1 protein-coding gene is annotated in these 1,621 nt (G+C 63.0%); it reads right to left on the bottom strand.

Annotated features, from left to right (window positions below; translation table 11 throughout):
• Positions 1–13 precede the first annotated feature (13 nt).
• Positions 14–1,453, bottom strand: a complete 1,440-nt coding sequence (gene tnpC, locus DOM57_RS21170) for an IS66 family transposase (protein ID WP_023004967.1) — start codon at positions 1,451–1,453, stop codon at positions 14–16.
• Positions 1,454–1,621: the final 168 nt, after the last annotated feature.

Raw genomic sequence — 1,621 nt, 5'->3', positions numbered from 1 at the left:
GTAACTATTCAGGTCACGCTGCCTGATCCAGGCCGTCCCGACGCATGAATTCGGGCACTTCACCGGCAAACAACTGTTCTAGTGCGGTGTGCGCTGCCAGGCCCTGCTTGACCGCCGTCGAGAGGAAGCTGCGCATCCGGCAGAAGATCTCGGCACCTTCCCAGGAGCGGAAACAGCCTGAAATCTTCTGCTGGACCTTGGTCATCCGCAGGTCACGCTCCCCTTGGTTATTGGTGAAGGGCGCGGCGGGGTCGTCGAGGAAACGCAGCACGTCGTCCTCGTACGCCTGGAGACGTTCGAGCAGGTTACGTGCCTTGGTACGTTTGGCACGACCGCGCTTTCCCGGTGGTGGTGGGATCGGTGGCGGACACTCGGTCTCACCCTCTGTCAGGCACTGCCGATAGCGGACTCGCCAGCGTTGCGCCTCTTCGGGCGAGAGCGTGCCACCGGCAGCGTCAACGGCCTGATGCATCTCCAGCAGCAGATCATGCAGCGCCTTGGCCCACTTTTGGTGGTCATTTTCCCAGGCCGCAGTCAATTCACGCAGGTGATGGGCGTTGCAAAGTGCGTGGCGGCAATCCGCGTAGCGGTAGTAAGGCTTCCAGTGATCATGCACCAGCACCCCCTGGACATAGGGCAGGATGCCGATGGCATCCATGGCCTCCTGACCTCGCTTGGCGTGAGGCGCCAAGTAGGTCAGGGCGTCATTCGAGGCGCTGTGCAGCCAGTAGCGCTTGCCGCCGACCTGCATCCCGGTCTCGTCGGCATGCACGGTCGCGGCTTGCCTCAGCGCCGGGATCGCCCACTCGGCAAACGCCTCGGCGCGCTGATAGGCCTCTTGATTGAAGGCGAACAGCGTGCCGGTGCTCAGCGATAGATCGCACTGTGAGGCCAGCAGCGCCTGGATGCGGGCATAGGGCAGCAACTGATACTGCGAGAGATAGACGACATGCGCCTTGAGACGTGGGCCATACTGGATCGGGCGGGTCACGCCGTCGGGAAACGGCGCCACATGGCGCCGCCCGAGATCGTCCTCCAGCACCTCGGCGCGATACTCGGTGACGACGGCCTGGATCACGATGTCTTGCACCTGGCGCGTTTCGATGCCGACCGAGCGATAGGTGCGCCCTTTGGGCAAGGTGCGGCGATCGACGCGCAACGACACGATCTCGTCGGGATCGGTGACCGGCGCCAGCGTCTTGCCTTCGTGACCCGGTTGCCCGCCAGGGCGACGCTCGCCCTTGGCCCGGGAACGGCGTTGGCGGTTGGGGTCTTGTGACGGCGGCTTGCTGCTGTTGCGGCTGCTGGTGGCCAGTCGGTCGGCCATCAGCTTGACCAGCAGCATCAGCACGTCGATGGCAGCACGCAAGGAAGGCGAGACCGTGTGGTCTTCCTTGAGCTGCTGCCGGACCCGTTCCAGGGCCTCGTCGACGTTGATATCGCTGATGGTCATGTCACCGCATAGACGTGCCGAAGGATCAGGCACACTATGCCAAAAAAATCAGGTGGTTGGCGACATGCCATCCGCAGCCACCTGAATAGTTACGATGTCGGTTACTCGGCGGGGTTTCACGAAAACTGGGATGCCGAGCGGCGCGTCTGCCTGAGTAAGCATTTCGAC

The organism is Salinicola peritrichatus, assembly GCF_003206715.1.
Lineage (GTDB): Bacteria > Pseudomonadota > Gammaproteobacteria > Pseudomonadales > Halomonadaceae > Salinicola > Salinicola peritrichatus.
This window is presented reverse-complemented; position numbering and strand designations above follow the sequence as displayed.

What these genes read in the sequence shown, in the direction of transcription:
- tnpC (WP_023004967.1), bottom strand. Translation starts at nt 1,453, where the DNA reads ATGACCATCAGCGATATCAACGTCGACGAGGCCCTGGAACGGGTCCGG.